This is a genomic window from Actinacidiphila sp. DG2A-62 (assembly GCF_035825295.1).
Taxonomy (GTDB): Bacteria; Actinomycetota; Actinomycetes; order Streptomycetales; family Streptomycetaceae; genus Actinacidiphila.
The window spans coordinates 2,487,632-2,511,351 of the sequence record NZ_JAYMGI010000002.1 but is presented as its reverse complement, the minus strand read 5'-3'; the positions used below and the strand labels follow the sequence as shown (position 1 = coordinate 2,511,351).

Here is a 23,720-nt window from a genome sequence, read left to right as displayed (position 1 = left end):
GGCGGCCACCGGCCGCCGGGCCCGGGCCCGGCGGCCGACCCGGGCCCGGTGGGCGGCTCGGACCCGGGCCGCTTCCGCCCGCCGGGCCCGAGCCGCGCCCGGCTACTTGAGGGCCGCCGCGGCGAGCCGCAGCTCGCGGAAGGCCAGGTCGATCTGGTCGTGCAGGGGGACGGACGGGTCCCGCATCCAGCGGTGGGTGGCGACCGTGAGGGTGTCCATCGCGACCTGGGCGTACAGCGGCGCGGTCCCGGCGTCGGCGCCGCGCGCCCGCAGCGCGCCGGTCAGCGCCTCCACCAGCAGGGCGTGCTTGGCCAGCGAGCGCTCACGCAGCGCCGGGGTCTCGGCGATGATCCGCGCGGCGGGCTCGGTGAACGGGCGGTTGCGCTCGAACAGCGGCACCGCCTCGTGGAAGGCCGCGCGCAGGGCCGGCAGCGGCTTCACGCCGTGCGGGACGGCCGTGGCGGCCCGCACGAGCAGGTCGCGCAGCTCGGTCTCCCCGTCGAAGAACATCTCGCGCTTGTCCGCGAAGTGGCGGTAGAAGGTCCGCTCGGTCACTCCGGCGCGCGCGGCGATCGCCTCCACCGGCGTCTGGTCGAAGCCGCGCTCGGCGAAGAGTTCCAGCGCGGCCTGCTGCAGCCGCCGACGTGCTGCTTCCCCGCTCCTCGGCATGGGCCGACCCTACCATTTTGCGTCAACCTCTGACGCGAGTAGTGTCAGTGTCTGACGCTAAAAACGTCACACACTGACGCTACGAAAGAGGCATCTCGATGGATTCGACGGATTCGGCGGTCTCCGCGACCTCTGCGATCCCTGCGGTCTCTGCGGCACAGCGGTTCGGCGGGAAGACGGTCGTGGTCACCGGCGCCAGCTCCGGGATCGGGGTCGGCATCGCCAGGCGGTTCGCCCGCGAGGGGGCGAACGTGGTCCTGGCGGCCCGCCGCAAGGACCGGCTGGACGCGCTCGCGGCCGAGCTGGGCGCGGACCGGACGCTCGCCGTGGCCACCGACGTCACCAGCCAGGACGCCGTGCAGGCGATGACCGACGCGGCGGTGGACCGGTTCGGCCGCCTGGACGTGCTGGTGTCCAACGCCGGCCTCGGCCTGGGCCGGGACTTCGAGGAGACGACCCTCGACGACTGGCGGCTGGTCATGGGCACCGACGTCGACAGCTGCTTCTTCGGCGCCCGGGCGGCGCTGCCACACCTGAAGCAGACCCGGGGCAGCATCGTGCAGATCGCCTCGGCGTCCGGGCTGGGCGGCGACCGGATGCTTACCGCCTACAACGCGGCCAAGGGCGCCGTCGTCAACTTCACCCGCGGGCTCGCCTTCGACCTCGGCCGGTTCGGCATCCGCGTCAACGCGGTCGCCCCCTCGCTGACCCTCGGCGAGGAACACGCCGCCGACCACCCCGACGCGTGGCGGCTGATCGAGCGGTTCGACGAGCGGCGGGCCCTGACCGGCCACAGCACTCCGGACGACGTCGCGGGGTCGGTCGCCTTCCTCGCCTCGGACGACGCCCGCTTCATCACCGGCGTGATCCTGCCCGTCGACGGCGGCATCACCGCGGGCAGCGGCCAGCCGGCCTTGTTCTGAGCGTCGCGACGGCCGCGACGGCCGCGACGGCCGCGGCCTCCGAGGCCCCTGCGGCCCTCGCGGGCCCAGCGACCGCGCCGCCTCGGCACCTCTCCGCGCCTCGGCACCTGTCCGCGCCCCCGCGCGCCCCCGCCCTCCTCCGCCCCCCCGCACCTCTCCGCGATCCCCGCACCCGAAGGACGACGATGGCCTACGACATCGACCCCGAACTCGCCGCGGCCCTGGACGCCATGCCCAAGGGTCCCAACGGCGCCGCGCTCGACTTCTCCGACATCCCCGCCTTCCGCGCGCGGATGACCGCGGCCATGGCCGCGCTGCCGGTCCCCGCCCCCGACCCGCGGGTCGCGGTCGAGACGCTCGGCATACCCCGCGACGACGGCACCGTGCTCGACGTGGTGCTGTTCCGGCCCGGGGGCACCGGCGGACCCCGCCCGTGCCTGCTGTACTTCCACGCCGGCGCGCAGGTGCTGGGCAGCGCCCACGACCCCGCGTCCCGGGCGTACGCCGCGGCCATGGCGCTGCGCCTGGACATCGTGCTCGCCGTGGTCGACTACCGGCTCGCGCCCGAGACCCCGGCGCCCGGGGCCACCGAGGACGGCTACCTCGCCTACACCCACCTCGCCGCCGCGGCGAACGCCGCCGCGCACGGGATCGCCCCCGACCGGATCGGGCTGGCCGGGGCGAGCGGCGGCGGCGCGCCCGCCGCGGCCACCGCGCTCATGGTCCGCGACCGCGGGCAGCGCCGCCCGCGGCTGCTGTCGCTGAACTACCCGATGCTCGACGACCGCAACGACACCCCGTCCAGCCACGAGATCACCGACCTCGGACTCTACGACCGCCGGGAGAACCTCTACGCGTGGGCCGCCGTCCTCGGCGAGCGCGTGGGCGCCCCCGACGTGCACCCCTACTGCGCGCCCGGCCGCGCGACCGACCTGGCCGGGCTGCCGGACACCTTCGTCGCCGTGGCCCAGTACGACGTCTTCCGCGACGAGGACCTCGACTTCGCCCGGCGGCTGACCGCCGCCGGGGTCCCGGTCGACCTGCACCTGTACGCCCACGCCTTCCACGCCTGGGACGTCTTCGCCCCGGACTCCGCGCTCGCGGCCACGTTCGGGCGGACCTGGGACGACTTCCTGCGCCGCCGCCTCCACGGGTAGCGCCCGCGTCACGAGCCCGGTGGCCGGGCGCCGAGCATCGTCAGGAGCTGGAGCTTCTCGTAGGACTCCGAGCCGGGCGTCGCGGTGTACACCAGCAGGCCCTGCGGCTGGTCGGCGTCGAAGAGGGTCTGGCAGTGCAGGTCGAGCACGCCCACCGCGGGGTGCCGCAGCCGCTTGGTCTCCGGCCGCCGCAGGCCCACCTCGTGGGCACTCCACAGCCGGGCGAACTCCGGGCTGACGTCGAGGAGTTCGGCGACCAGGCGGGCGGCCGGGCGGTCCGGGGCCGAGCCCTGCCGGGAGTAGGCGGTGCGCAGGTCGGAGGTGAACAGCCGGCTGTGCAGCGGGTGGTCCTCCTCCGGGTAGATCAGCCGCGCCGCCGGATCGGTGAACCACCGGTAGAAGATGCTGCGCGCCCGGCCGGTGTGGCCGGCCTGGTCGCCGAGGAGCGCGACCGCCGGCGGCGTCTGCACCAGCGTCTCGCCGGTGTTCCCCATCACCTGCGCGGGGGTGTCGGCCAGCCGGTCCAGGATGCGCATCAGCCCGGGGCTGACGTGGTCGGTCGCGGCCGAGCGCGGCGGCGCGGAGTGGCCGCCCAGCCGGAACAGGTGGTCGCGCTCGTCCAGCGTCAGGTGCAGGCCCCGGGCGATCGCCGCGAGCATCGGCTCCGACGGCTGCGGGCCGCGGCCCTGTTCGAGCCGGCCGTAGTAGTCCGCGGACATCCCGCACAGCGCGGCGACCTCCTCCCGGCGCAGCCCCCGGGTGCGCCGCCGGGCGCCGCGCGGCAGCCCTACGTCCTCGGGCTGCAGCGCCTCGCGCCGCGTGCGCAGGAAGTCGGCGAGCTGTTCACGGTCCCGGTCCACCGCCCTCAGCCCTCCCCGTGGTCCGTCTCGCCCGCCCGCCCGCACCGCCGGCCAGCCGCCGGCCGCGTCGCGGCCGACGACGGCCGGCCGTGCGTCCGCCGGCGCCGGTACGCCCGCCAGCCGCAGCGACTCGTCCCACATCCGCGCGGCGGCGGCAGCGTCCCGCATCGACGCGTAGTGCCTCAACTCGACCGGCCGGCCGCTGATCTGGCCGGGGCCGCCGGGGCCGTAGAAGGCTCCGGTGCGCGCGTGCGGCGAGGTGGCCGCGTAGAGCACCGGCCGCATGCCCTTCTCGACGGGCTGCACCAGCAGCCCCAACCGGGCCAGCCGGGAGAAGACGGCGCGCATCCGCGACGGCCGCGCGCGGCCCATGCTCGGGCCGGCCGCCTGGAGGTTGGTCGAGGCCAGGCCCGGGTGGGCGAGGACGCTGGTCAGGCCCCAGCCGGCCGCGTCCGAGCGGCGGCCCAGTTCGAGCCCGAACAGCGCGAGCGCCAGCTTGGACTGGTTGTACGCCTTCCACGGCGTGTAGCCCTGCTCGTACTGCAGATCGTCCCAGTGCAGCGAGCCCTGCCGGGCGCCGAAACTGGTGTGGGTGACCACCCGTGCCCCGCCGCCCGCGGTCAGCAGCGGCAGCAGCCGCACGGTGAGCGCGACGTGCCCGAGGTGGTTGACGCCGAACTGCAGCTCGAAGCCGTCGGCGGCGGTGTGCCGGACCGGTGGCGTCATGACGCCCGCGTTGAGCACCAGCAGGTCCACCGGCCGGCCCTCGGCCAGCAGCGTGCCGGCCAGCTCCGCGACCGAGTCCAGCGACGCCAGGTCCAGGCCGCGCAGCGACACCCGGGCGCCGGGGGCCGCGGCGCGGACGCGTTCGAGCGCGGCGGCGCCCTTGGCCGGGTCGCGCACCGGCAGCACCACCTCGGCGCCCGCGGCGGCCAGCGCGCCGGCCAGTCCGAGCCCCAGGCCGTCGCTGCCGCCGGTCACGACGGCCAGCCGGCCGCCGAGATCGGGCACCGCGAGGTCGAGCGGGGTACGTGCCATGGTCGTCCTCCTCCACTCCAGTCCACTTTTGCATGTCGTACGGCGCCACGACCGGCCACGACCGACCGCGATCGGCCACGACCGACCGGGACCGCCGCGGCTGCCGGTGTCCGCCGTGTCTGCTCTCGCCCGCCGTGTCCGCCGTGTTCGCTGTGTGTCCGCCGCTCGCCGGTCGGATCGGCGTACCGGTCGGATCGGCGGACGGGTCAGAGCTGCTGACCGCCGGAGACCTCGATGCGCTGGCCGGTGATCCAGCCGGTGCCCTCGCCGAGCAGCGCCGCCACCGCGCCGCCGATGTCGTCGGGCAGCCCGACCCGGCCGAGGGCGGTCGCCGCGCCGATCCGGGCCTGGAACTCCGCGTCGTCGCGCACCAGGCCGCCCGCGAAGTCCGAGGCGACCGCGCCGGCCGCCACGGTGTTGGCGCTGATGCCGCGCGGGCCCAGCTCGACGGCCAGGTAGCGGGTGAAGACCTCGACCGCGCCCTTGACCGCGGCGTAGGCGGAGAAGCCGGGGCCGACGAACCGGGTCAGCCCGGAGGAGAGGGTGACGATCCGGCCGCCGTCGGTGAGCAGCGGCAGCAGCGTCTGGGTGAGGAAGTACACGCCGCGCAGGTGGACGTTCACCAGGCCGTCGAAGTCCTCGACGGTGGTCGCGGCGATCGGGCCGCCGGCCGCGTGGCCCGCGTTGTTGACCAGGTAGTCGAAGGTGTCGCGGTCCCAGCCCTGCTTCAGCGCGTCGCGCAGCGCGTCGGCGAACGCGGGGAAGTCCTCGACCCGGCCGGTGTCCAGCCGCAGCGCGCGGGCGGTGCGGCCCAGCGCCTCGGCCTCGGCGACGACCGCCTCCGCCTCCTCGGGGTGCGAGCGGTAGGTGAGGATCAGGTCGACGCCGTCGGCGGCCAGCCGCAGCGCGCTGCTGCGGCCGATGCCGCGGTTGCCGCCGGTGACCAGCGCGATCCGTCCCCGCGAGGGGGCGCCGGCGGCGGGGTCGGTGCGGGAGTCGGTGGGAGTGCTCACGGGGAGGGCCTTTCGTCCGGGGCCGGCGGGCCGTGCGCCCGCCGTCCGCTCCAGACTCGTCCGCTCCGCCCGGCGGATGAAGGCTTCACCTGTCCAGGGACTCCCGATCCCTGGCTACGCGCCCCGCGCCGATCCGTCCCCGCGCCGGTCCGTCCCCGCGCCGATCGGCTCCCGCGCCGGTCCGTCCCCGCGCCGGTCCGTCCCCGCCGGCACGCCCGGGCTCACGCGCCCTGCGCCGGCCCGCCCTGGCCGAACAGCTGGCGGCCCCAGTCCTGCCCGGCCGCCAGGCCCGGCGGCGCCATGAACACGCCGCTGCCGATGTGCTGGATGTACTCGTTGAGCGCGTCGTGCGCGCCCAGCACCCGCTGCAGCGTGACGAACTGCTGCGGGCTCTTCATGAACGCGATGAAGAACAGGCCGCCCAGCAGGTCCCCGGTCTCCGGGTCGATGCCGTCGGTGTAGGAGTAGCCGCGGCGCAGGATGCGCAGGCCGTTGTTGTTCTCGTGGGCGGCCAGCCGGATGTGGGCGTCGGCCGGGATCACGTACTGCGAGCCGTTCTTCGCGGCGAAGTCCGGCGTGTCGAACTCCTTGGCGCCGGTCAGCGGCGCGCCGGTGTCCTTGAAGCGGCCGAAGACGTTCTGCTGGTCGCCCAGCCGGTCGCGGTCCCACTGCTCCATCCGCATCTTGATCTTCCGGGCCACCAGGTACGAGCCGCCGCGCGCCCAGCGCTGCGGCTCCTCCTCGCCGATCCACACGTGCCTGCCGATCAGGCCGGCGTTGGTGGCGTCGATGTTGCGAGTGCCGTCCTTGAAGCCCAGCAGGTTGCGCGGGGTGGTCTGCTGCGGGGAGGTGGAGGAGGTGCGGCCGAAGCCCAGTTCCATCCAGCGCGGCACCAGGGTGCCGAAGCCGAGCCGGCGCAGGTTGCGTACCGCGTGGAAGGCCACCTGCGGGTCGTCGGCGCACGCCTGCACGCATATGTCGCCGCCGGAGCCCGCCGGGTCGAGGTTCTCGCCGGGCAGCTCGGGCAGCGGCTTCAGCGCCGACGGGCGGCGCGCGGCCAGCCCGAACCGGCCGTCGAAGAGCGAGGGGCCGTATCCGACGGTGATGGTGAGCCGGCCGGGGGTCAGCCCGGCGGCCTCGCCGGTGTCGTCCGGCGGGGTGTTGAGGTCGCCCTTGTCGCCGGGCACCGGCAGGCCGCGGGTCATCGCCTCGGCCGCCGCGGTCCAGGTGGCCAGCAGCTCGGCCAGGTCGGCGCGGGTCGCGGTGGGCGCCACGTCGAAGGTGGCGAAGCACAGCCGGTCCTGGGCGGGCGTGGCGATGCCCGCCTGGTGGCCGGCGCGGAAGGCCACCGTGGCCGCGCCGCCGTCCGCCGAGCCCCCGCCGGACGAGGCGCCGGACGACCCGTCCGAGGACCCGCCGTCGCGGTCGGCCAGCGCGGCGCCGCCGACGCCGAGCGCCGCCCCCGCGACCGCTCCGGCGCCCACCGCGCCCAGCAGTCGCCGCCGGCTGACGGCGGGACGGCCGGCGGACGGGCCCGGAGCGCCCGGAGCGCCGGACGCGCCCGGCGTGCCCGGGGCGTCGGACGGGGTGGACGAGGCGGCGGCGTCGGGGCTGTCGGTCACGGCTCAGGCGATCTTTCCGGCGATCTTGGATACGGCCTCTGCGTAGGCGTCCACGGTCTGCGACAGGGTACGCCGCTCGGTCGCGGAGACCTTGCTGTAGTCGACGTAGCCGGTGTTCTCGTAACCGGGCTTCGCCTGGTACTTCTTCAGCGCGGCGGCGGTCTGCTGGTACCGCTGCGTGACGGTGGCGGCCAGCGCCGCGTCCTTCGCCTTGAGCACCGGCATCAGCACGCTGACGGCCTCGTTGGCGCCGGCCAGGTTGCCGTCGAAGTCCAGCAGGTCGATGTGCGAGTAGCGCTCCTCCTCGCCGGTGATCTTCGAGGACTGGATCTCGTTGACCAGGTCGGTGGCGCCGTTGGCGATCTCCGCGGGCTGGTACTCCACGGTCTGCACCTTGGCGTAGAGCGCCTTGACGTCGGTGTCGAGCTGGTCGGCCAGCTTCGCGGTGCCGGTCAGCGACTTCTGCTGCCACAGCGCCTGCTCGATGCGGTGGAAGCCGGTGAAGTCGGCGGGGGTGGGCGCGTCGTCGGCGCGGCCGTCGATCCGGCCGTCGATGTCGCCCCAGATCTCCGCGGTCGGCTCGACGCGCTCGTAGTGGATGCGGGCCTTGCCGTACAGCGTCTTGGCCTCGTCCACCTTGCCGGCCTTGACCGCGGCGGTGAACGCGTCGGTGGTGGTCACCAGCTGCTTGACCTCGCCGGTGATCCAGGCCGCGTAGTCCTGGGTGGCGGCGACCAGCCGCGGGTCGTCCTTCCAGGTCTTCTTCGCGGCGCCGGTGACGGTGAAGCCGGTCTTGTCGGTGTGCGCGCCCGGGCAGTAGACGGTGTACCTGCCCGCGTCGAGGTTGAGCGTGAAGTCGCCGGACAGGCCCGGGGTCAGGTTCTCCTTCTCGCCCAGCATCTTGCCGCCGTCGAGCAGTTCGGCCTCGGTGACCTTGGCGGAGTCCTTGTTGGTCACCTTGAACTTCACGGTGCCCGCGGGGACGCTCGCCGGGTCCGGCGCGCAGTCCTTGTCGGTGATGGTGATCGCGACGCTCGCGGTCGTGGCCGAGGCGTTCTTCGCCTTGGCGCCGGAGTCGCCCGAGCCGTCCTTGTCACCGCCGCAGGCGGTCAGCAGCAGCCCCGCGGACAGCGCGGTGGCGGCACAGGCCAGGACTCTACGGCGGGTGGAAGGGGCGTTCACAGCGGGCTCCTCGGGGGCCGTGCGGGCACGACGACGTCGCGTGTGGGCGGGGGAGAGGGGAGTGCGGGAGGTACGGGGTGCGCGGGATCGCGCGGGGCCGTGCGGGGAACCGCCCCGCGCGGCGGCGCGGTCAGCCGGCCTCGACGGGCCGCGGCTGCTTGCGCTGCGCCGCGGCCGGCGCCTTGCGGCGGGCCGGCCAGAGCACGACCGCGGTCATCGGGACCGCGTAGACCAGCCAGCCGATGACCATCGCCCAGTTCGGGTACGGCTGGATGCCGAGGACTCCGGTGACCACCGAGGAGACCGGCGTGCCGGGGCGCACCAGCCAGGACAGGTCGAACGCCTGCGAGCCCTGGTCCAGCCAGCCGCCCTCGTAGGCGGTCATCAGGGCGGTGGCGACCAGGCCGGCCGCGACCAGGATCAGCACCACGCCGGTCACGCGGAAGAAGCGGGAGAGGTTGATGCGGACGCCGCCGCGGTAGATGCCGTAGCCGATGACCGCGGCCACCACGATGCCGAGGGCGGCGCCGGAGCCGCCGTACCAGGGGTTGCTGCTCTCGTTGAAGGTGGCGAGCAAGAACACCGAGGTCTCGAAGCCCTCGCGCAGCACCGCCAGGAAGGCCATCACGATCAGCGCGGAGGCGGAGCCGGCCGCCAGCGCCTGGCCGGCCGCGCCCTCCAGGTCCTTGCGCAGGTCGCGCGAGTGGCGCTTCATCCACAGCACCATGTAGCTGACCATCACCACGGCGATCGCGCCGACCACCGTCTCCAACTGCTCCTGCTGGCGCTGCGGCAGGTCGCTGGACCACACCTGGAGGCCCACCGCGACCGCGACGCAGATCGCCACCGCGATGCCCACGCCGATCCAGACCTTGCGCAGCGCGTCCCGGCGGCCCTGTTGACCGAGGAAGGACGCGATGATGCCGACGATGAGCGCCGCTTCGAGTCCTTCGCGCAGTCCGATGACGAACGTGGGCAGCATGTGGGTCCTTCGGAGGTCCGGTTCGGTGGGCGCCGGGGGAGGACCGGCGGTCGGGTCTTAGCGAAGCCTGCCCTTGGTTAGGCGACCCTCACTAGAATGCGCGCCCGTCGTCGTACGTCAAGCCGCGCGGGGGAGCAAAGCGGGCGAAGGGGATGTCAAGGCCGGTCACGGGCATGTGATTTGACCATCCCTTTACCAAGATGGCGGGGGGCGGAACCGGTCGCGGTCCGGGCGTCGGGGAGTTTCCCGGCAAAGGCGGGACAAGCGGAAGGCGAGGGTTCCGCCTGGCCCGAGCGTTCCCCTAGGGTCCATCCCGCCATGGATTACTGCTACGCGTGCCGTCGCCACCTCAACGGCGCGTACTCCTGCCCCGGCTGCGGGACCCCCGCGGACGAGCTGGTGCTGCCCGCGACGGCGGACACCGCGCGGCTGCCCGCGGTGCCGCGGGACGACGGGCACGAGCCGCTCGGCGGCGGCCGGGCCGCGCGGCGCGCCGAGAGCCGGCGCGGCAGGGTCCGGCGGGCCCGCCGGACCAGGCAGCGCGCCGCGGTCTACGGCGTGGGCGCGATCGCGGCGGTCGGCGCGCTGGCGATGTTCTCCATGGCGGCGCTGTCCGGCGGACCCGGCGGGGCGGGCGAATCCGGCGGCAGCGGGCCCGGCGTCGTCCTGCCGCCCGACGCCACGTCGGGGCCGCCGTCGACCGACGACGCGGACCTGTTCCCCGAGGGCTCGGGCAGCCCGAGCCCGTCCGCGCCGCACACCGGCGGGAGCGCCTCCGCGTCGCCCTCGGCGACCGCCACGACGCCGCCGGCATCCGCGTCCCCGCATCCCGCGCACACCACCCGGCGGCCGACCACCCCCGCGCCGCCCCCGGCCACCACCACCCGCCCGGCCACGCCCTCGGCGACTCCCACGACCACCCGGCCCACGCCGACGCGGACGACGTGCAAGCCGGTGCTGTGGTGGTGCGACGGGTAGCCGCGGGGCGGCTGGGGCTGGGACCCGGACTAGAGACGAGGACGGGAACGGGGACGGGAAGGGGAACGGGGACGGGCGGCCGGGCGCCGGCGGGCCGGTGGCGTCAGCGGCGGTCCAGCGCGGTGCAGACGCACGCCTTGTTGCCGTCCGGGTCGGCGAGGACGGTGAACGACGGTGCCTCGGCGTCGCTGACGACCGTGCCGCCGGCCGCGACCGCCGCGGCGATCCGCTCCTGCGCGACCTCGGGCGCGAGCCACAGGTCGAGGTGCCAGCGCTGGCGCGGCGCGGTGTGCGGCTCGGTGCGCTGGAACCACACGGCGGGCACCCGACCGGTGGGGTCGAGGATTGAGTCGGCCACGACGTTGCCCGGGTCGCCGGTGAGCAGCGCCGACCAGAAGGGGGCGATCCGCGCGTCGTCGGCGGTGTCCAGGGCCAGCTCCACCTGCGTGACCTCGCCGGGCGCGGCGGTGAGCCCGCGCTCGGCGGCCGACGCGCTGATCACCCGGGCCAGTTCCAGGTCCCGCGCGGTGACCCACCGCCCGCCGCCGGCCGGGTCGGCCGTGGACAGCGTGACGTCCACGAAGGCGGCACCCAGCCGGACTTCCGGCGCGCGCCCGGCCGCCGCCGCCAGGTCGGCCACCGCGACCGTGAACGCGGCCCCGGCCCGCGCGTCCGCCACGCGGTAGCGCGCGGCGATCCCCAGCGCCACCTTCCGCCAGTCCCCGAGCCCGCCGCCGTCGATCGCGGCGAGGATCTCACCCGTGCTGATCTTCTCGTCCATCCCCCCATGCTGCCAGCGCCGCCCGGTCGTCCGGCGGCGCCACGGGGCACGGCGGCTGCCGGCCGCGACGGCGCGGGGACGCGAGCCGGCGGGCGAGCGGGCGCAACCCCGGCGTCCCGGGAGGACGAGCGGCGGCTCCGGCGGCGGGGCTCGACGGCCGACGCGGGGGCCGGGGGAGCCGCCTCCGCGGGCGGTCGCCGTCGCCGGCGCGAGCCCGCGGTCAGTGCGGGCTGATCATTCTGCGGAGCAGGTCGCGCAGGGTGGTGCGGTCGGCTTCGGAGAGGCAGGCGAGGGGTTCGCGGGCGAAGTCGAGCGAGGCGCGCAGGTGTTCCGCGGTCGCGCGGCCCACGGGGGTGGCCGCGGCGAGCTTCACCCGGCGGTCGGCCGGGTCCGCGCGGCGCTCGGCCAGGCCCTGGGCCTCCAGCCGGTCCACGATCCCGGTCACGTTGGACGGCTCGCACTTCAGCCGCTGCGCGATCTGCCGCATCGGCAGCGGCTCGGCGGCCAGCAGCGTGAGCAGCCGCGCCTGGGCCCCGGTCAGGTGGTGCGCCGCGGCGGCCGCGTCGTACTCCCGGTCGTAGCGGGCCGCGAACGTGCCGACGAGGTCGACCACCTCGGCGGTCAGCGGGTCCGTGGGGTCGGGCGGGCTGCCGGAAGACATTGCGCCAGCGTACTGCGGTGTTCCGGCTCCCGATACGCCCGGGACGAGCCCGCTCCGAAGCCCCCCGGTGCCCGCGCGCGGCGGGTCGTGTCCCGGACGCCCCCGCGCCTGGGCGCCTTCGCGGCCAGCAGTCGGCGGACCGTGGTTCGCCTCACGGTCCGCCGCCGGGGTCAGGCGCGGCGGGCGGTTTCTCCGCCGTCGTCGGCGTCCGGCGTTCCCGCCGCCTCCGCGCGCGCCCCCGCGGACGCCGCGGACCCCGCCGCCCCCTCCGCCGGAGGCCCGAGCGGCGCGAGCAGCGCGAGGAAATCGCGGAACGCCGCCGGCATGTCCACCGCGTCCGGGTCCAGCAGCCACTGCACCTGGAGCCCGTCCATCACCGCCGCCAGCAGCGTCGCCGCGCGCTCGGGGGTGAGGCCGCCGGGCAGCCGGTCGCCGTACTCCGCGCGCAGCGCCTCCGCGCCGCCCTCGCGCACATGGGCGTAGCGGTCCTTGAAGTACGCCTGCGCCGGGTGCCCCTCGGTCACGCTGTCGCCGACCAGCACGGTGAACGCCTGGACGATGCCGGGCCGGGTGGCGTTGTAGTCCACCAGATTCGCCACCACCTCCAGCGGCCAGGAGCGGCCGTGCAGCGCCGCCGACGCCATGTCCCACTGGTCCCTGGCCTCCAGGACGGCCACCAGCAGCGCTTCCTTGGTCGGGTAGTAGTGCATCAGCCCCTGCTGGGTCAGGCCGACCCGCTCGGCGACCGCCGCCAGCGTCGCGCCGCGGTAGCCGCGCTCGGCGATGACCTCCGTGGCGGCCTGGATGATCTCCGCGCGCCGCTCCGACGAGCGTTCGCCCCGCGTGCGTGCCACGTCCGCCACCCCCTTTCCGGCCGTCCGGCCCGGGCCCCCGACCCTACAAGCCCGGCCACGGCGGCATCCCGGCCATGATGACGAATCGATAACTATGCCTACCGTACGACAGGCAACCCGGTCGTGCCGGGCCAGGATGGCCAGCGCCTCGCATCCGCCACCACACCAGGGAGCCGGACATGACGCCGCACCCCCCGTACGCCCTCGGCGCCGAGACCGAACGCGAGCGGGCCGTCGAGCAGGCGCTGGGCCACCTGGACCTGGACGCCAAGGCGCGGCTGCTGGCCGGGCGGGACATGTGGTCGCTGCCGGCGATCGGCGCGATCGGCCTGGCCCCGCTGGTGATGTCCGACGGCCCGGTCGGCGTCCGCGGCCGGCGCTGGACCGCCGAGGACCCGTCGGTCGCGCTGCCCAGCCCGACCGCGCTCGCGGCCACCTGGGACCCGGACCTGGCGCGCCGGGCCGGCCGGCTGCTCGCCCAGGAGGCCCACCGCAAGGGCGTCCACGTGCTGCTCGCCCCGACCGTCAACCTGCACCGCAGCCCGCTGGGCGGGCGGCACTTCGAGGCGTACAGCGAGGACCCGTACCTGACCGGCGTGATCGGCACCGGCTACGTGCGCGGCGTGCAGGACGGCGGCATCGGCGTCACCGTCAAGCACTTCGTCGGCAACGACGCGGAGACCGACCGCTTCACCGTCGACAACCGCATCCCGCCGCGGGCGCTGCGCGAGCTGTACCTCGCGCCGTTCGAGGCGATCGTCGCCGACGCCCGGCCGTGGGGCGTGATGGCGGCCTACAACGCGGTGAACGGCGTGACCATGACCGAGCACGACGCGCTGGTCAACGGCGTGCTGCGGGGTGAATGGGGCTTCGACGGCGTGGTGGTCTCCGACTGGTTCGCCGCGCGCTCGACCGTGGGGGCGCTGCGCGGCGGTCTGGACATCGCGATGCCCGGGCCGCTGACCGTCTACGGCGACGCGCTGGCCGCCGCGGTGCGGGCCGGCGAGGTCGCCGAGGACCTGGTGGACGCCGCCGCGCGGCGGGTGCTGCGGCTGGCCGCCCGCGCCGGCCTGCTCTCCGGCGCCCCGGCCGCGGTCGCCGTCGCCGACCGCCCGGCGGGCGTCGACGGCGACGCGCTCGCCCGCGAACTCGCCGTCCGCGCGTGCGTCCTGCTCCGCAACGAGCCCGCCCCGCCGCCGGGCGCGGCCCCGGCACCCGCGACCGAGCCCGTAGCCGAGCCCGACCCCGCCGCCGGGCCCGCGTCCGCCACCGCGCCCGTCACCGCCGCCGCTGCCAACGCCGCCCCCGCCGCCGAGCCTGCCGCCGACCCCCCTCCCGCCGGGCCCGCGTCCGTCCCTGCGCCCGCGTCCGTAACCGCCGCCCCCGCCGCCGCCCCCGCTGACGAGCCGGGGGCCGGGTCCGGGCCGGCGACCGCCGCCGTCCCCGGCCCGGCCCCCGACTCCGTGTACGGGAACGTCCCGCTGCTGCCGCTCGCCCCGCCGCGCGGGCCCCGCGGGCTCGTGGTGGTCGGGGCCGCCGCGCGCGAGGCGCGCGTCCTCGGCGGCGGGTCGGCGCAGGTGTTCCCCGAGCACGTGGTCTCGCCGCTGGAGGGGCTGCGGGCCGCTCTGCCCGCGGACGTGCCGGTGCGGTACGCGCTGGGCGCCGACCCCGCGGAGGAACTGGCCGCCGCCGGCACGGGGTTCACGCTGCACGCGGTGGCCCGGGACGCCGCGGGCGCGGAGCTGGGCGGCGAGCCGCTGCCCGGCGGCCAGGTGCAGTGGCTCGGCGACCTGCCGGACGGCGTGGCGTACGAGGAACTGCACACCGTCGAGGTGCGCGGGACGTTCGTGCCGCGGGTGGCGGGACCGCACCGCTTCGGCACCCGCGGCACCGGCGACTTCCGGCTCACCGTGGCCGGCCGCGTGCTGTTCGAGGGCGGGCAGGCGGACCCGGACGCCGACCCGTTCGAGGCGTTCTTCGGCCGGCCCACCGAGCGCGGCACGGTCGAGCTGGCCGCGGGGGAGCCGGTCGAGGTGAGCCTGCTGCACACCCCGGTCAAGGACCTGCCGCTGCCGGTCCAGGCGGTGGGCTTCGGCCTGCTGCACGGCGAGCCGGCGCGCGACCCGGACGAGCTGCTGGCCGAGGCCGAGGCCGCCGCGCGCGCCGCGGACACCGCGGTGGTCGTCGTCGCGACGACCGAACGGGTGGAGTCCGAGGGCTTCGACCGCGCCTCGCTGCGGCTGCCCGGCCGCCAGGACGAACTGGTCGCGCGCGTCGCCGCGGCCAACCCGCGCACCGTCGTGGTGGTCAACGCCGGCGCGCCGGTGGAGATGCCGTGGCGCGAGGACGTCGCGGCGGTGCTGCTCGCGTGGTTCCCCGGCCAGGAGGCCGGCGCGGCGCTGGCCGACGTGCTGCTCGGCGCCGCGGAGCCCGGCGGCCGGCTGCCCACCACCTGGCCGGCCCGGCTGGCCGACGCGCCGGTCACCCGGGTCGCGCCGCGGGACGGCGTGCTGGCGTACGAGGAGGGTCCGTACATCGGCCACCGCGCCTGGGAGCGCGCGGCCGGCCCGGCGGGGTCGGGGACCGCGCCCGCGCCCGCGTACTGCTTCGGCCACGGGCTCGGCTACACCCGCTGGACGTACGAGGCACTGGCGGTCGAGCCCGGCTCGGCCGACGACGGCACGCTGGCCACCGCCCGGGTCCGGTTGCGCAACACCGGCCGCAGGACCGGCCGCGAGGTGGTGCAGCTCTATCTGCGCTCGCCCGACGAGCCGCGCCGCCTGGTCGGCTTCACCACGGTCGCCGCCGCGCCGGGCGAGGCGGTGGACGTGGTGGTCCCGGTGCCGTTGCGGGCGGCCAGGATCTGGGACGAGGCGGCCGACGGCTGGCGCGTCGTGCCGGGTCCGCTGACCTTGGAGGCCGCGCACTCCCTCGCCGACGTCCGGCTCACCGCGGCGGTGCCGCCGCGGCGCTGAGGGCGGCCGTCCCCGCGGGCCGGGACGCGCGGACCGTCCCACCCCGGGGCCAGGACGCGCGGGCCGTACGAGCCCGCGGGTCGGGACGCGCGGGCCGTACCAACCAGCGGACAGGGGCCCAGGGGACCCCCGGACCTACGGCGTCGTCGTGGACAGCAGCACACCCGCCAGGATCCGGGCCAGCTCCGCCTGCCCGGCCTTGTTCGGGTGGAACCAGTCCCACCTGCTCAACTCGCCCGAGGTGAAGGCGTACCGGTGGACCGCGCCGCCGTCGTAGCGGCAGCGGGCGTAGCGCGCGCACTCCTGGGCGAGCACCGTGTCGAACGCGGCGATCCGGTCGGTCACCGCGGCGCGCCGGGCCTGCGCCGCCGCGGACTGCGAGGTCGCGTCGCCGAGCATCGTCGGGCACAGGCCGAGCCGCCACAGTTGGCGCTCCACCACGTTGTCCCGGCCGATCCGCCACAGGTGTTCGAGGTCGGGGATGCTGGCCACCAGCACCTGGGTGCCGGGCAGCGTGCTGTGCAGGTACGCGAGCGTGGCCGCGAAGGAGCCGCGGAAGTCCGCGACGCTCGTCATCGCGTCGGTGTCGGGCGCGCACACGTCGTTCGCGCCGATCAGCACGGTCACCATGGCGGGCTTGTGCGCGGCGGCCTCGCGGGCCTGGCCCGGCAGGTCGGCGACGTGCGCCCCGGACACGGCGAGGTTCCAGCTGTGCGCGGAGTCGCCGAGCCGCGCGCTGATGCTGTCGACGGTGCCGCCGTCGCCGGTCGCCCAGGACGCGTCGGGGCAGTCGGAGTACGGGTCGCAGGCGTTGAACCCGCGGGTGATGGAGTCGCCGATCGCGGCGACCGACCGCGGGTGGGGGTTCCAGGGGCGGGCCGGCGCGGTGGTCGCAGGGGTGGTCGGCGCGCTCGTCGGCGCGGTTGTCGGCGCTCCCGTCGGCGTGGTGGCCGGCGCGGCACCGGCGTCGCGGCCCCCGCCGGCGGCTCCCGCGGAATCCGAGATGTGTACGGTCGGCGTCCCCGCCCCGGGCGCGCCGCGGTCGGCGTGCGATCCGCCCACGCCGCATCCGCCCAGGAGAACGGCCGCGACGGCCGCCCCCACCAAGCGCCGTGCCCTCGGTCGCATCCGGTGCTCCTCTCCGGCGAGCGGGTGACATCTGCCGTCAGCCCGACCGTACGTCACTCCCGGGAAGACGCCGCACGGTAGCGTTTTCCCTGACACCCCGCGGGAACTGACAGGAGGTCGGCGGGCGCCGGGCGCCCGTGGTGCTTGTTGTCCTGATTGTGATGAATAGTGCAGAATGTCTCATGTTGGCCCGGGAGCAGCCGGTTCGGGTGTTGAGGCCGCTGGGGAAGGCGAACCTCGTCCCACACTGGAGGTACCGGTGACGACACGTGGAGTTCTGTACGTGCACGCCGCGCCGCGCGCGCTGTGCCCGCATGTGGAGTGGGCCGTCGCGGGCGTCCTCGGCGTGCGCGTGAACCTGGACTGGGTCCGGCAGCCCGCCGCTCCCGGCACCTGGCGCGCCGAGTTCTCCTGGCAGGGCCAGCCCGGCACGGCCTCCAGACTCGCCTCGGCGCTGCGCGGCTGGCACATGCTGCGCTTCGAGGTCACCGCGGAGCCCTGCGCCACCGCGGAGGGCGAGCGTTACAGCGCCACCCCCGACCTCGGCATCTTCCACGCGGTCATCGGCATGCACGGCGACATCCTGATCCCCGAGGACCGGCTGCGCGCGGCCATGCTGCGCGCCCACAAGGGTGAGGCCGACCTGGAGAGCGAGCTGTCCCGGCTGCTCGGCAAGCCGTGGGACGACGAGTTGGAGCCGTTCCGCTACGCGGGCGAGGGCGCGCCGGTGCGCTGGCTGCACCAGGTGGTCTGAGCGGCCACGGCATAGCCTGGCGGACATGGCACCTACCGCTGCGTCACCCGCCCCCGCCGCGCCCGGAGCTGACGGCGCGTCCCCTTCCACGTCTTCCACGTCTTCTTCCGCATCCTCCACGTCCTCCGCGGCCTCCGCTTCTCCTTCCGGTTCTCCTTCCGGGGCCGCATCGCGGCCGCTGACCGTCGCGGTGCTCGGCACCGGCATCATGGGCGCCGGCATGGCGCGCAACCTGGCGGCGGCCGGACACGAGGTCCGCGCCTGGAACCGTACGATCGACCGGGCCCGCCCGCTCGCCGACGCCGGCGTGCGGGTGGTCGCCGACCCCGAGGCGGCGGTACGCGACGCCGACGCCGTCGTCACCATGCTGCTCGACGGGGCCGCGGTGCTCGACGTGATGCACCGCGCGGCCCCCGCGCTGCGAGGAGGCGCGGTGTGGGCGCAGTGCAGCACCGTCGGGCAGGCCGGCCAGGCCGAGCTGGCGGCGCTCGGCGAGCAACTCGGCGTCCTCGTCCTCGACGCGCCGGTGCTCGGCACCCGCGCGGTCGCGGAGTCCGGCCGGCTGACCGTGCTGGCGGCCGGGCCGGAGGCGGCGCGGCCGGTCGCGGAACGGGTCTTCGACGCGATCGGCCGCGGCACCATCTGGCTCGGCGAGGACGCGACGGGCAGCGCCGCGAGCAGCCTCAAGCTCGTCCTCAACAACTGGGTGCTCGCGGTCACCAACGCCACGGCTGAGACGGTCGCGCTGGCGCACGGCCTGGGCGTGGACCCCGAGCGGTTCTTCGAGGCGATCGACGGCGGCCCGCTCGACATGGGCTACCTCCGCGCGAAGTCGCAGGCGATCCTGACCGGCGACTACACGCCGAACTTCACGGTGGAGGGCGCGGGGAAGGACCTGCGGCTCATCGTCGCGGCGGCGCAGGAGGCCGGGGTCCGCCTCGACCTCGCCGCGGCCGGCGTGGAGCGCTTCCGCCGCGCGGCGGAACTCGGCCACGGCGCGCAGGACATGTCCGCGTCCTACTTCGCCAGCTTTCCCCCGGCCACCCCGACGCTGGGCGCTGACCCACCAGGGGAGCAGTTCCCCGCGCCCCTCGGGGGCGACGCCCGGCGCTCGGCCGGTCCCCGCGGGGGGCGGAGTGGGGTGAGTGGGGGCAAGTCACCCCCTTGCAGCGCGCGCCGCAGGCGATGAGGCAGGCTAGGGACCGTGCCCGATGACTCCCCCTCGCCGCAGCAGCCCGCCGCCCCGCCCCACGCGGACCACTCCGCGACCCTGCGGCGCCTGGAGAAGTCCGCCGGCCGCCTCGCCGCGCACGCCATCGCGCGGATGGACGCCCAGCTGCCCTGGTACCGCGCCATGCCGCCGGAGAACCGCAGCTGGATCGGCCTGGTCGCGCAGGCCGGTATCGCGGCGTTCACAGAATGGTTCCGCCACCCCGAGGCGCCGCAGGCGATCAGCACGGACGTCTTCGGCACCGCCCCGCGCGAGCTGACCCGGGCGATCTCGCTGCGGCAGACCGTCGAGATGGTCCGCACCACCATCGAGGTGATGGAGGCGGCCATCGACGAGGTGGCCGCGCCCGGCGACGAGGCCGTGCTGCGCGAGGCGCTGCTGGTCTACGCGCGCGAGATCGCCTTCGCCACCGCGCAGGTCTACGCGCAGGCCGCCGAGGCGCGCGGCGCCTGGGACGCCCGGCTGGAGTCGCTGGTGGTCAACGCCGTACTGTCCGGCGAGGCCGACGAGGGCGTGCTGTCGCGGGCCGCCGCGCTGGGCTGGAACTCCCCCGACCACATCGTGGTGGTGCTCGGCACCGCGCCCAACGGGGACAGCGAGCTGACCGTGGAGGCGATCCGCCGGGCCTCGCGGCACGCCAAGCTGCAGGTGCTGACCGGTGTCTTCGGCGACCGCCTGGTGGTCATCGCCGGCGGCGACGACGACCCGATCAAGGTGGCGAAAGCCCTGCTCGGACCGTTCGCGCCGGGCCCGGTGGTGGCCGGCCCCGTGGTCGGCGACCTGCTCGCGGCGACCCGCTCGGCGAGCGCCGCGGCGGCCGGCCTGAAGGCGTGCGCGGCCTGGCCCGACGCGCCGCGACCGGTGCTCTCCGACGACCTGCTGCCGGAGCGCGCCATGGCGGGCGACCGCTATGCTCGGGCCCAGCTGGTGGAGGAGATCTACAGGCCGCTGGAGGAGGCCGGGTCGGCACTCCTGGAGACGCTGAGTGTCTACCTGGAGCAGGCGTCGTCACTGGAGGGCGCCGCCCGGATGCTGTTCGTCCACCCGAATACCGTCCGCTACCGGCTCCGACGTGTGACCGACGTCACCGGATGGTCACCCTCCGACGTGCGTTCGGCGTTCACCCTGCGCATCGCGCTCATCCTGGGCCGACTGTCCGATGCGGACAGGCCCTCCTGAGCGTTTGTTGGACACCCACAAATCGCCCGACAGTTCTTGGTCCCTGTCCCCACGGGCGGTCAGGGCTGCCCGCGAGAGAGAGTGTGAGGGTGCTCGTACTCGTCGCTCCCGGCCAGGGCGCCCAGACGCCCGGCTTCCTGACCCCCTGGCTCGAACTCCCCGGTGTCGCCGACAGCCTCGCGGGCTGGTCCGACGCCGCCGGGCTCGACCTCGCCCACTACGGCACCAAGGCCGACGCGGACGAGATCCGCGACACCAAGGTGGCGCAGCCGCTGCTGGTGGCCGCCGGCCTGCTGTCGGCCGCGGCGCTCGGCGCGTCCCCCGACCTGGTGGCCGGACACAGCGTCGGTGAGATCACCGCGGCCGCGCTGGCCGGGGTGCTGTCCGAGCGCGACGCGATGGCGTTCACCGCGGCCCGCGGCCGGGCGATGGCCGACGCGGCGGCGGTGACCGACACGGGCATGTCCGCGGTGCTCGGCGGCGACCCCGACCAGGTCGTGGCGCACCTGGACAAGCTGGGACTGACCCCGGCGAACATCAACGGCGCCGGGCAGATCGTGGCCGCCGGCACCGCGGAGCAGCTGGCGGCGCTGGCCGCCGACAAGCCCGAGGGCGCGCGGGTCATCCCGCTGAAGGTGGCCGGCGCCTTCCACACCGGCCACATGGCGTCCGCGGTGTCCGTGCTGGAGGAGCTGGCCGCGGACCTGGCGGCCGGCGACCCGCGGCTGCCGTACGTCTCCAACGCCGACGGCCGGGTGGTGGACAGCGGGGCGGCCGTGGTGGGCCGGCTGGTCGCACAGGTGTCGAACCCGGTCCGCTGGGACCTGTGCATGCAGACGTTTCAGGAGCGCGGCGTCACCGGCATCATCGAGGTGTCGCCCGGCGGGACGCTGGTGGGTCTGGCCAAGCGGGCGCTGCCCGGGGTACGGACCCTCGCGCTGAAGACACCGGACGACCTCGACGCGGCGCGTGCGCTGGCCGCCGAGCTCGGCGGTACCGCACAAGCACGAGCCGAATAGGAGCCGTTCGCACCATGGCAGCGAAGATCAGTCCCAGCAAGGGCGCTCCGTACGCGCGGATCCTCGGCGTCGGCGGGTACCGTCCCACCCGGGTGGTCCCCAACGAGGTGATCCTGGAGCACATCGAGTCCAGCGACGAGTGGATCAGGTCCCGTTCCGGGATCGCCAGCCGCCACTGGGCCGGCCCGGAGGAGACCGTCACCGAGATGTCGCTGGCGGCCGGCGGCAAGGCGATCGCCGACGCCGGGATCGCCGCCTCGGACATCGACGCGGTGATCATCGCGACCGTCTCGCACTTCAAGCAGACGCCCGCGGTCGCCACCGAGATCGCGCACCGGATCGGCGCCGGCAAGCCCGCCGCGTTCGACATCTCCGCCGGCTGCGCGGGCTTCACCTACGGCCTGACCCTCGCCAAGGGCATGATCACCGACGGCACCGCCACGCACGTGCTGGTGGTCGGCGTGGAGCGGCTGAGCGACCTGACCGACAAGGAGGACCGCGGCACCGCGTTCCTCTTCGGCGACGGCGCGGGCGCGGTCATCGTCGGCCCCTCGCAGGAGCCGGCCATCGGCCCGACCGTCTGGGGCTCGGAGGGCGACAAGTCGCACACCATCACCCAGACGCTGCCGTGGGACGTCTACCGGGACGCCGATCCCGGCCAGGTGCGCTTCCCGGCGCTCGCCCAGGAGGGGCAGGCGGTCTTCCGCTGGGCGGTGTTCGAGATGGCGAAGGTCGCCCAGGAGGCGTTGGACGCCGCCGGGATCACCGCGGACCAGCTCGACGTCTTCATCCCGCACCAGGCGAACATGCGGATCATCGACTCGATGATCAAGGCGCTGAAGCTTCCCGACCACGTCGCGGTCGCCCGCGACATCGAGACCACGGGCAACACCTCGGCGGCGTCCATCCCGCTCGCGATGGAGCGGCTGCTCGCCTCGGGCGAGGCCAAGAGCGGGGACACCGCGCTGGTCATCGGCTTCGGGGCGGGTCTGGTGTACGCGGCCACGGTCGTTACCCTCCCCTAGGCACCAACCCCGCGGCGGCGCAGTCCCGCCCGCCGTACCACCTGGTTGAACACAAGGAGCGCCGTACACATGGCCACCAAGGAAGAGATCGTCGCCGGTCTTGCCGACATCGTGAACGAGATCGCCGGCATCCCCACCGAGGACGTCAAGCCGGACAAGTCCTTCACCGACGACCTCGACGTCGACTCGCTGTCCATGGTCGAGGTCGTCGTGGCGGCCGAGGAGCAGTTCAACGTGAAGATCCCGGACGACGACGTCAAGAACCTCAAGACGGTCGGCGACGCGGTCGACTACATCCTGAAGGCCCAGGGCTGACACCCGTAGCCTTCCGTGCCGGGGCCGCCGCCCGCGAGCCCCGGACGAGCACCTCGGACGACGCGACTGTCGCCCGCCCTTCTAGACGTGGAGAGACATTCCTGTGAGCCCGACCAATCGCACCGTGGTCGTCACCGGTATCGGAGCAACCACACCGCTGGGTGGCGACAGCGCGTCGACCTGGGAGGCGTTGCTGGCCGGCCGCTCCGGCGTGCGGACGCTGGAGCAGGAGTGGGCGGCCGAGCTGCCGGTGCGGATCGCCGCGCCGGTGGCCGTCGAGCCGGGCGAGGTGCTGCCCCGCCCGGTGGCCCGCAAGCTGGACCGCAGCGCGCAGTTCGCGCTGATCGCCGCGCGCGAGGCATGGGCGGACGCCGGTTTCACCGCCAAGGCGGGCGACGACCCGGCGATCGACCCGGACCGGCTCGGCACGGTCATCGCGTCCGGCATCGGTGGTGTGACCACCCTGCTGGACCAGTACGACATCCTGAAGAACCAGGGCGTACGCAAGGTGTCCCCGCACACCGTGCCGATGCTCATGCCCAACAGCCCCTCGGCGAACGTCGGCATCGACGTCAACGCGCGGGCCGGCGTGCACACCCCGGTCAGCGCGTGCGCGTCCGGCGCGGAGGCCATCGGCTACGCGATCGAGATGATCCGCACCGGCCGCGCCGACGTGGTGGTCGCGGGCGGCACCGAGGCGGCGATCCACCCGCTGCCCATCGTCGCCTTCGGCAACATGATGGCGATGTCCAAGAACAACGACGACCCGCAGGGCGCCTCGCGCCCCTACGACTCCGGGCGCGACGGCTTCGTGCTCGGCGAGGGCGCCGGCGTGATCGTGCTGGAGTCCGCGGAGCACGCGGCGGCGCGCGGTGCGCGGGTGTACGTGGAGGCGGTCGGCCAGGGCATCTCGGCGGACGCGCACCACATCACCCAGCCGGAGCCGACCGGCCGCGGCATCGCCGCGGCGCTGCAGCACCTGCTGGACGGCTCCGACCTCAAGCCCGCGGAGATCGCGCACGTCAACGCGCACGCGACGTCGACGCCGCAGGGCGACGTGGCGGAGATCAAGGCGCTGCGCAGGGTGTTCGGCGACGACGTGGACCACATGGCGATCTCGGCGACCAAGTCGATGACCGGGCACCTGCTCGGCGGCGCGGGCGGGATCGAGACGGTGGCGACCGTCCTCGCCCTCCACAACCGGCTGGCGCCCCCGACCATCAACCTCACCGACCCCGACCCCGAGGTGGACGCGGACGTCGTCAGCGGCGCCCCCCGCCCGCTCCCGGCGGGAACCATCGCCGCGCTCAACGACTCGTTCGGCTTCGGCGGGCACAACGTCGTTCTGGCCCTGCGCACGCTGGCCGTCTGACC

General features: G+C 75.3%; 21 protein-coding genes and 1 pseudogene. 11 read left to right on the top strand and 11 right to left on the bottom strand.

The features are described 5' to 3' along the window. Positions 1 to 102: 102 nt before the first annotated feature. A complete protein-coding gene (locus VSR01_RS11195; protein WP_326449113.1) occupies positions 103 to 669 on the bottom strand; it encodes a TetR/AcrR family transcriptional regulator in 567 nt (188 codons plus the stop codon). A gap of 98 nt (positions 670 to 767) precedes the next feature. Here VSR01_RS11195 and VSR01_RS11190 point away from each other — a divergent pair, with 98 nt between their 5' ends. Beyond that, a complete protein-coding gene (locus VSR01_RS11190; RefSeq protein ID WP_326449112.1) occupies positions 768 to 1,592 on the top strand; it encodes an SDR family NAD(P)-dependent oxidoreductase in 825 nt (274 codons plus the stop codon). A 185-nt stretch (positions 1,593 to 1,777) separates the two neighbouring features. Continuing rightward, positions 1,778 to 2,749, top strand: coding sequence for an alpha/beta hydrolase fold domain-containing protein (locus VSR01_RS11185; protein ID WP_326449111.1), 972 nt, complete (start codon positions 1,778 to 1,780; stop codon positions 2,747 to 2,749). An 8-nt stretch (positions 2,750 to 2,757) separates the two neighbouring features. Here VSR01_RS11185 and VSR01_RS11180 read toward each other — a convergent pair whose 3' ends face one another. The 6 genes and pseudogenes from VSR01_RS11180 to efeU form a co-directional block, all read right to left on the bottom strand. Next, positions 2,758 to 3,609, bottom strand: coding sequence for a helix-turn-helix transcriptional regulator (locus tag VSR01_RS11180; RefSeq protein WP_326453594.1), 852 nt, complete (start codon positions 3,607 to 3,609; stop codon positions 2,758 to 2,760). Between the two features lie 111 nt (positions 3,610 to 3,720). Beyond that, a pseudogene (locus VSR01_RS11175) lies at positions 3,721 to 4,647 on the bottom strand (SDR family oxidoreductase); the annotation flags it as partial. A 206-nt stretch (positions 4,648 to 4,853) separates the two neighbouring features. Then, on the bottom strand, positions 4,854 to 5,660 hold the full coding sequence (locus VSR01_RS11170) for an SDR family NAD(P)-dependent oxidoreductase (protein ID WP_326449110.1): 807 nt from the start codon (positions 5,658 to 5,660) through the stop codon (positions 4,854 to 4,856). Positions 5,661 to 5,881: 221 nt separating this feature from the next. Beyond that, positions 5,882 to 7,282: an iron uptake transporter deferrochelatase/peroxidase subunit gene (gene efeB / locus VSR01_RS11165; RefSeq protein ID WP_326449109.1), complete on the bottom strand. Its 1,401-nt coding sequence runs from the start codon at positions 7,280 to 7,282 to the stop codon at positions 5,882 to 5,884. A 3-nt stretch (positions 7,283 to 7,285) separates the two neighbouring features. Then, positions 7,286 to 8,464, bottom strand: coding sequence for an iron uptake system protein EfeO (gene efeO / locus VSR01_RS11160; protein WP_326449108.1), 1,179 nt, complete (start codon positions 8,462 to 8,464; stop codon positions 7,286 to 7,288). Between the two features lie 130 nt (positions 8,465 to 8,594). Continuing rightward, entirely contained in the window at positions 8,595 to 9,446 is an 852-nt protein-coding gene (gene efeU / locus VSR01_RS11155) for an iron uptake transporter permease EfeU (protein ID WP_326449107.1), read from the bottom strand. Between the two features lie 318 nt (positions 9,447 to 9,764). Between efeU and VSR01_RS11150 the strand changes: the two genes are divergently transcribed. Continuing rightward, positions 9,765 to 10,424 carry an SCO2400 family protein gene (locus VSR01_RS11150; RefSeq protein ID WP_326449106.1) on the top strand — a complete coding sequence of 220 codons (660 nt, stop codon included), beginning with the start codon at positions 9,765 to 9,767 and terminating at the stop codon, positions 10,422 to 10,424. 103 nt (positions 10,425 to 10,527) lie between these two features. Here VSR01_RS11150 and VSR01_RS11145 read toward each other — a convergent pair whose 3' ends face one another. The 3 genes from VSR01_RS11145 to VSR01_RS11135 form a co-directional block, all read right to left on the bottom strand. Continuing rightward, on the bottom strand, positions 10,528 to 11,205 hold the full coding sequence (locus tag VSR01_RS11145) for a VOC family protein (RefSeq protein WP_326449105.1): 678 nt from the start codon (positions 11,203 to 11,205) through the stop codon (positions 10,528 to 10,530). A gap of 220 nt (positions 11,206 to 11,425) precedes the next feature. Next, on the bottom strand, positions 11,426 to 11,866 hold the full coding sequence (locus VSR01_RS11140) for a MarR family winged helix-turn-helix transcriptional regulator (RefSeq protein ID WP_326449104.1): 441 nt from the start codon (positions 11,864 to 11,866) through the stop codon (positions 11,426 to 11,428). 170 nt (positions 11,867 to 12,036) lie between these two features. After that, positions 12,037 to 12,720, bottom strand: a complete 684-nt coding sequence (locus VSR01_RS11135; RefSeq protein ID WP_326449103.1) for a TetR/AcrR family transcriptional regulator — start codon at positions 12,718 to 12,720, stop codon at positions 12,037 to 12,039. A gap of 179 nt (positions 12,721 to 12,899) precedes the next feature. Here VSR01_RS11135 and VSR01_RS11130 point away from each other — a divergent pair, with 179 nt between their 5' ends. Further along, complete coding sequence (locus VSR01_RS11130) at positions 12,900 to 15,695, top strand: beta-glucosidase (RefSeq protein WP_326449102.1); 2,796 nt, start codon at positions 12,900 to 12,902, stop codon at positions 15,693 to 15,695. A 135-nt stretch (positions 15,696 to 15,830) separates the two neighbouring features. Here VSR01_RS11130 and VSR01_RS11125 read toward each other — a convergent pair whose 3' ends face one another. Further along, positions 15,831 to 16,757, bottom strand: coding sequence for an SGNH/GDSL hydrolase family protein (locus VSR01_RS11125; protein WP_326449101.1), 927 nt, complete (start codon positions 16,755 to 16,757; stop codon positions 15,831 to 15,833). A gap of 325 nt (positions 16,758 to 17,082) precedes the next feature. Between VSR01_RS11125 and VSR01_RS11120 the strand changes: the two genes are divergently transcribed. The 7 genes from VSR01_RS11120 to fabF all read left to right on the top strand — a co-directional run bounded on the left by VSR01_RS11120 (position 17,083) and on the right by fabF (position 23,718). Then, positions 17,083 to 17,577 carry a DUF3145 domain-containing protein gene (locus tag VSR01_RS11120; protein WP_326449100.1) on the top strand — a complete coding sequence of 165 codons (495 nt, stop codon included), beginning with the start codon at positions 17,083 to 17,085 and terminating at the stop codon, positions 17,575 to 17,577. 178 nt (positions 17,578 to 17,755) lie between these two features. Continuing rightward, on the top strand, positions 17,756 to 18,766 hold the full coding sequence (locus VSR01_RS11115) for an NAD(P)-dependent oxidoreductase (RefSeq protein WP_326453593.1): 1,011 nt from the start codon (positions 17,756 to 17,758) through the stop codon (positions 18,764 to 18,766). Positions 18,767 to 18,781: 15 nt separating this feature from the next. After that, entirely contained in the window at positions 18,782 to 19,987 is a 1,206-nt protein-coding gene (locus tag VSR01_RS11110) for a PucR family transcriptional regulator (RefSeq protein WP_326449099.1), read from the top strand. Positions 19,988 to 20,076: 89 nt separating this feature from the next. Continuing rightward, positions 20,077 to 21,006 carry an ACP S-malonyltransferase gene (locus tag VSR01_RS11105; protein ID WP_326449098.1) on the top strand — a complete coding sequence of 310 codons (930 nt, stop codon included), beginning with the start codon at positions 20,077 to 20,079 and terminating at the stop codon, positions 21,004 to 21,006. Between the two features lie 14 nt (positions 21,007 to 21,020). Next, positions 21,021 to 22,031 (top strand): ketoacyl-ACP synthase III, encoded by a 1,011-nt coding sequence (locus VSR01_RS11100; RefSeq protein WP_326449097.1) that lies wholly within the window; start codon positions 21,021 to 21,023, stop codon positions 22,029 to 22,031. 69 nt (positions 22,032 to 22,100) lie between these two features. Beyond that, a complete protein-coding gene (locus VSR01_RS11095; protein ID WP_326449096.1) occupies positions 22,101 to 22,346 on the top strand; it encodes an acyl carrier protein in 246 nt (81 codons plus the stop codon). Positions 22,347 to 22,449: 103 nt separating this feature from the next. After that, on the top strand, positions 22,450 to 23,718 hold the full coding sequence (fabF, locus tag VSR01_RS11090) for a beta-ketoacyl-ACP synthase II (protein ID WP_326449095.1): 1,269 nt from the start codon (positions 22,450 to 22,452) through the stop codon (positions 23,716 to 23,718). The last annotated feature ends 2 nt before the right edge of the window (positions 23,719 to 23,720 follow it).

Excerpts from the sequence above, each read along its gene's own strand:
- VSR01_RS11195 (WP_326449113.1), bottom strand. The coding sequence starts at position 669 with ATGCCGAGGAGCGGGGAAGCAGCACGTCGGCGGCTGCAGCAGGCCGCG.
- VSR01_RS11190 (WP_326449112.1), top strand. The coding sequence starts at position 768 with ATGGATTCGACGGATTCGGCGGTCTCCGCGACCTCTGCGATCCCTGCG.
- VSR01_RS11185 (WP_326449111.1), top strand. The coding sequence starts at position 1,778 with ATGGCCTACGACATCGACCCCGAACTCGCCGCGGCCCTGGACGCCATG.
- efeU (WP_326449107.1), bottom strand. The coding sequence starts at position 9,446 with ATGCTGCCCACGTTCGTCATCGGACTGCGCGAAGGACTCGAAGCGGCG.
- VSR01_RS11150 (WP_326449106.1), top strand. The coding sequence starts at position 9,765 with ATGGATTACTGCTACGCGTGCCGTCGCCACCTCAACGGCGCGTACTCC.
- VSR01_RS11145 (WP_326449105.1), bottom strand. The coding sequence starts at position 11,205 with ATGGACGAGAAGATCAGCACGGGTGAGATCCTCGCCGCGATCGACGGC.
- VSR01_RS11140 (WP_326449104.1), bottom strand. The coding sequence starts at position 11,866 with ATGTCTTCCGGCAGCCCGCCCGACCCCACGGACCCGCTGACCGCCGAG.
- VSR01_RS11130 (WP_326449102.1), top strand. The coding sequence starts at position 12,900 with ATGACGCCGCACCCCCCGTACGCCCTCGGCGCCGAGACCGAACGCGAG.
- VSR01_RS11100 (WP_326449097.1), top strand. The coding sequence starts at position 21,021 with ATGGCAGCGAAGATCAGTCCCAGCAAGGGCGCTCCGTACGCGCGGATC.
- VSR01_RS11095 (WP_326449096.1), top strand. The coding sequence starts at position 22,101 with ATGGCCACCAAGGAAGAGATCGTCGCCGGTCTTGCCGACATCGTGAAC.